Raw genomic sequence first — 5,715 nt, forward strand, 5'->3', positions numbered from 1 at the left:
GGTACCGCCACGGTGCAGCCGATGGTTTCAACGTGATGCCCGACGTGTTGCCCTCGGGGTTCGATGACTTCGCTGATCACCTCGTACCGGTGCTGCAACGGCGCGGACTCTTCCGCACCGAATATGAGTCCGCCACGCTGCGTGGCCATCTGGGCATCGGGCTGCCGCAAGCACCGCGCCGTCTGGATGAAGTGAGCATATGAGCGTCTTCGTCGAGTTGACCGTGGGTGCGTCCGCCGGTCAGGTATCTCTGGCACAGGCCGACGCGATCGCCGCTGTAGCTCAGGGCGTCGGCGCCACCGGGATTCGGTTGATGGACAACGGCTCTGACGGCCCTACGATCGACCCGTCGATCGTGGGTGCGTATCTCGCCGGCCGCCACAGCGGTCTGGCCTACGTCATCGACACTCCAACCACCCGCCACGCCCCCTACAATCTGGGCCGCCGAGTACTGTCCTTCGACCGGGCCGCCGAGGGCCGCGTGGGTGTGGTGCTGCGCACCGGGGACGGCGACGAGGTCAGCGACGCCGTGCAGCCCGATGGCGGGGCCGATGATCCGGCGCAACGATGGGCCGAGTACGCCGCCGTCCTCACCGGACTATGGGAGTCCTTCCCGCGCAACGCGTTACTGGGTGATCAGGCTTCCGCGCTGGTGGTCGACGAGGAACTGATCCGTCCGGTCCACTTCGAGGGCCGGTTCTATCGCGCGCGGGGATCCCTGGATGGGCCGGCGTCGGTGCAGGGACGTCCGGTCCTGCTCGCCGCCGATCCAGCGGAACTGGGATGGGCACGGATCGCCAAGGCTGCCGATGCCGTGATCGTCGACCCGGCCGACGCCGTCGGTGCAGCGGATGCGCTCTCGGGCGAACTGGTCGCTGCCGGTCGTCGTCGAGAAGACGTTGCGGTGCTGCTGCGGGTGTTCGACGATCTATCCGGCGTGCCGGCGTGGACGGCAGTCGACGGGATCAACGGCTTCGTACTGGCACCTCGTGGTTCGGCGTCGGAGATCGAGGCGGCGGTTCGCGACGTGGTGCCGCGGCTGCGCAAACCAGGGGGTTCGACTCTGCGATCCAGTTTGGGATTGCCGGATCTGCTGCAGGTCAACGCATGACAGCCGCCAGGGTGACGTCGGAGCAACAGGAAGCGCTGACCGTAGCCGGGATCCGGGCCGCGATTACGCCGGTCCTGACCCGTCTCGCCGACAGCGCTCGAGAGCGCGAAGGCACCCGCGAGTATTCCTACGACGAGGTGCGTGAGCTCCGCGAGCACCGGATCACGCTCACCGGAATCCCGGCGCGAGACGGCGGCGCCGGCGGCACGATTCGCGACGTGGCGGATCTGGTCATCGCCATCGCCCGAGCGGACTCGAACGTGGCACAGGCACTGCGCCCAAGCTTCCTGGCCGCTCACGCCATCGTCGGGCCCAACGACGTCCCCAACCGCGAACACATCCTGGAGCGGCTGCGCGCAGGGGACCTGTTCACCGGTACCAGCAATGAGCGAGGCGGAGCGGCAGGCGGGGTGGCGACCCGACTGTACGAGAAGGACAACGAGTTTCGCATCGCGGGGGAGAAGTACTACTCCACCGGCGGGCTCTACGCCCAGTGGTTTGGCGGCAGCGCGGTCGACGACGACGGCAGAGTCGTTCGATTCACCGTGCCCGCCGACCGCGAGGGCGTCGAACGCCTCGATGACTTCGATGCCATCGGCCAACGTCTGACCGCCTCGGGCACCACACGGCTACACGACGTCAGGGTCGAGGTCGACGAGATCCAGCGGATCGGCGACACGCCGCCGCCCAACCCGTGGCAGGGCACGTTCGCGCAGCTATACCTCTCCGCCGTCGAGGCGGGTATTGCGGCAGCCGCCTTGGATGACGCGCTGTGGTTCGCCCGCACGAAGGCGCGGCCGATCAAGCACAGCAGTGCCGACCGGGCGGTGGACGATCCCTACGTACGCCACGTCGTCGGAGAGATCGCTGCGCGCGCCAACGCCGCGCGGGCCGTTGTGCTCGTCGCGGCAGAGGCCATCGGGCAAGTCCTGCTCGCCCCGGCCGGGGAGCTCCGTGACCTGGCTGCCTCGGCCGCGGTCAATGTGGCCGAGGCGCAGTACGTTGCCGCCGAATCGGCATTGCGGGCTGCGGAGCTGATCTTCGATGTGGGCGGTGGCTCCGCTACTGACCGCAAATACGCTTTCGACCGGCACTGGCGCAACGCCCGCACCATCGCCAACCACAACCCCCGAAATTGGAAAATGGCGGTCGCGGGCGGCTACCACCTGGTCGGCGAGGAACCGCCGACGTCGGGACTGTTCTGAGTTCAAGAGAGGAACCACAACCGCATGTCACTGGAACTCACCCGTCGCCTCGGCCGCACGGGTGTCCTGATCAGCCCCCTCACACTCGGGACCATGAACTTCGATCGCTGGGCCGAAGAGGGCGAAAGCATCGAGATCATCCACGCCGCGATCGACGCCGGGATCACGGTGCTCGACACCGCCGACGCCTACGGTCACGGATCGTCCGAGGTGATCGTCGGCAAGGCGCTCAAGTCGGCGTCGGCCCCTCGCGAAGACCTGTTCCTTGCGACGAAGTTCCACAACCAAATTGGGGACAACCCGCAGCACGCAGGCAACAGCCGCCGCTGGATCATCCAGGCAGTCGAAGACAGCCTGCGCAGACTTGGCACGGACTACCTGGACCTCTACCAGGCGCACCGACCCGACCCGCACACCGATCTCCTGGAGACGCTGAGCACCCTTGATGGACTGGTGCGCTCCGGCAAGATCCGTTACTACGGCACGTCGGCCTTCCCGGCCCATCAGCTCGTCGAGGCGCAGTGGCTGGCCGAGAAGCACGGCCTGATCGCGCCGCACACCGAGCAGCTGCCCTACTCGCCGTTGGTCCGTGGCTCCGAACGTGAAGTCTTCCCCGTGGTGCGGGAGTACGGGCTCGGTGTCATCAGCTACGGCCCGCTGGCCGCAGGTTGGCTTTCGGGCAAGTACCGGCTCGGCGGCGAGCAGCCCACCTCGGCCCGCGCCGACCTGATACCGGGGCGGTTCGACATCTCGCTGGAGCGCAACCGCCGCAAGCTCGTCGCCGCGGACGCCCTGGCCCAATTGGCAGAAGACAACGGGCTCAGCACGATCGAGCTTTCGGTCGCCTTCGCGCTCAACCACCCCTGCCATCAGCAGCGTCATCATCGGCCCACGCACACCCGCACACCTCGAGGCCTACCTGAAGGCGGCATCGGTCGAACTCAGTGACGACGTGCTCGACCGGATCGACGACATCGTCGACCCTGGCACCCAGTTCCTCGAGCGAGATACCGGACGTGATACCCCCGCCCTGCAACCCGCGGCGCTGCGACGCCCCCGCTGAATTCCTGATCCCCAGAAAGAGATTCCCGATGACCGACCAGTTCCCCCACTACCAACGGGTGCACCTCGCAGCCGAAAATCGCTACGATTCGCTGCCGTACCGGCGCGCAGGCGTCTCGGGCCTCGACCTACCCGCATTCTCGTTCGGCCTGTGGCAGAAGTTCGGCGCCGACTACGCCTTCGACACCCAACGCGACATCATCCTGCACGCCTTCGACTTGGGCATCACACATTTCGACAACGCAAACCGCTACGGGCCGCCGCACCGCGGCGCGGAACGGACTTTCGGCCGTGTCCTGCGCGAGGAGTTGGCGCCATACCGCCACGAGCTGGTGCTGTCCACCAAGGCAGGCGGCATCATCGGTGCCAGCCCGTATCTCAAGGGCGGATCGCGGAAGAACCTGCTGACGTCACTGGAACTCAGCCTGCGAGACCTCAACACCGACTACGTCGACATCTTCTACCACCATGTCCCCGACCCGACGACTCCGCTGGAGGAGACCGCCAGCGCGCTGGCGGCGGCGGTGACGGCGGGAAAGGCGCTGTACGTGGGGATCTCGAACTACCAGCCGGAGCGCGCCGCCGAGATCTCCGCGCTGCTGACGGCGCAGGGCGTGCCGCTGCTCGTTCACCAACCGCGGTACTCGATCTATGACCGCAGCATCGACCAGAACGGTCTGGCGGAGCTGGCCCTGCAGGATGGGTTCGGCTTGATCGTGTACTCGCCATTGCACCAGGGCCTCCTCACCGACAAGTACCTCGAGTCGATCCCCGACGGCGCGCGGGCGCAGGCCAGCGACTTCCTCACACCTGCGCAGATCGACGACACCTACCGCCAGCGCACTGCAGAACTCAACAAGGTCGCGGAGGCGCGTGGCCAGTCGTTGGCGCAGCTCGCACTGCAATGGGTGCTGCGCAACCCGGCGGTGACCTCAGCTCTGATCGGTGCGAGCTCGACTGAGCAGCTCGATCACAACGTCAAGGCTCTCGCGGCTCCCGACTTCACCGACGAGGAGCTTGCGCTCATCGACCAGCACGGTGTCCACGGCACTGCCGCCCGACAGTGACGTCACCCAGCACGTGACCTTCCACCTGGTGGCGTCGCTCATGACGCCCGGCCACTTCCGCGCTGCCTGGCGCCTGCCGCACAACCACCCAACCGACTGGCTGTCGATCGACCACTTCCAGCGCCTCGCTAGGATCGCCGACGATGCTGGACTGCACGCGATCTTTCTCGGCGACGCGCCAGCGCTGAGCCCGGACATCGTGCACAACCCGGGCAACGGGATCGACCCGCTGGTGTTGCTCGGCAATCTCGCCGCGATCACCACCCGGGTCGGTGTGCTCATCACCAGCTCGGCCACGTACAACTCGCCGTACAACCTGGCCCGACGTTTCCAAGCTCTGGACATCGTCACCAAGGGGCGGACGGCGGTCAACATCGTCACCACCTACGCCCCCGATGCTGCGGCCAACTTCGGCTTGGCAGAGCCACTCGACAAGGAGACCCGCTACCGCCGGGCCTACGAGTTTCTCTCGGTCGTGCAGGGCCTTTGGAGTGGCTGGGAGCCCGACGCGATCGTGGCGGACAAGGCCGCCGGTATCTACGCGGATGGCGCCAAGATTCATTCGCTGGACCATGAGGGCGAGTTCTTCTCGGTGGCAGGCACACTGTCCGTGCCGGCCGGCCCGCAAGGCTGGCCCGTCGTCGTCCAGGCCGGTGGATCCGAGGCCGGGCTCAGGCTCGGCTCCGAGTTGGCCGACGTGATCTTCACCGTCGCCCAGACTATTGGCAAGGCAATCACTTTCCGCGACGACATCCGCGCCCGAGCCGCCGCTGCCGGCCGCAACCGCGACCACGTCAAGGTCTCGCTCGGCGTCATCGTGCTAGTGGGGGAGACCGACGACGACCTCCGGCAACGTCGGGAGGCGCTGTTGGGCACGCTGCCGATCGACGATCTCGCCCGAGGTCTCCTCGACTCCCTCGGACTGCCCGACCGTAGTCTCGACGACCCGATCCGAGCCGACGACGTGCCCGCCGAGCCGCTGAATTCAGTCGGCTCCACCGGGTTTCAGATCAGCACCCGCGCGCTGCTGGCGGAGCAACCGTTGAGTGCGCGCGAGTTCATCCGGCACACCGCGGGCATCTCGGCCGGTGGTCATCGACTGGTGGCGGGTACGCCGGAGCAGATCGCCGACGACCTTGAGGCATGGTTCAAAGCAGGTGCGGCGGACGGCTTCACGATCATGTACGCCGACACGTCGGTCGACTTCGAGCGATTCGCGCGACTGGTCGTGCCTCTGCTCATCCAACGTGGACTCGTCAAAGCAGCCGAA

General features: G+C 66.9%; 4 protein-coding genes and 2 pseudogenes. All 6 read left to right on the forward strand.

Annotated elements, in window-relative coordinates:
* A pseudogene (locus tag QOI01_RS13805) lies at positions 1-203 on the forward strand (LLM class flavin-dependent oxidoreductase); the annotation flags it as partial.
* Positions 200-1,111, forward strand: coding sequence for an LLM class flavin-dependent oxidoreductase (locus QOI01_RS13810; protein WP_526381771.1), 912 nt, complete (start codon positions 200-202; stop codon positions 1,109-1,111). The pseudogene QOI01_RS13805 and the gene QOI01_RS13810, both read left to right, overlap by 4 nt.
* Positions 1,108-2,316, forward strand: coding sequence for an acyl-CoA dehydrogenase family protein (locus tag QOI01_RS13815; RefSeq protein WP_526381773.1), 1,209 nt, complete (start codon positions 1,108-1,110; stop codon positions 2,314-2,316). Before QOI01_RS13810 ends, QOI01_RS13815 begins: the two co-directional genes overlap by 4 nt.
* Before the next feature lie 24 nt (positions 2,317-2,340).
* Positions 2,341-3,379 (forward strand): annotated as a pseudogene (locus tag QOI01_RS13820) (aldo/keto reductase).
* 28 nt (positions 3,380-3,407) lie between these two features.
* A complete protein-coding gene (locus QOI01_RS13825; protein ID WP_526381775.1) occupies positions 3,408-4,445 on the forward strand; it encodes an aldo/keto reductase in 1,038 nt (345 codons plus the stop codon).
* Positions 4,417-5,715 (forward strand): NtaA/DmoA family FMN-dependent monooxygenase (locus QOI01_RS13830; protein ID WP_526381777.1); only part of this gene is annotated, 1,299 nt, incomplete at its 3' end. The genes QOI01_RS13825 and QOI01_RS13830, both read left to right, overlap by 29 nt.

Source organism: Mycobacterium sp. (assembly GCF_032162605.1).
Taxonomy (GTDB): domain Bacteria; phylum Actinomycetota; class Actinomycetes; order Mycobacteriales; family Mycobacteriaceae; genus Mycobacterium.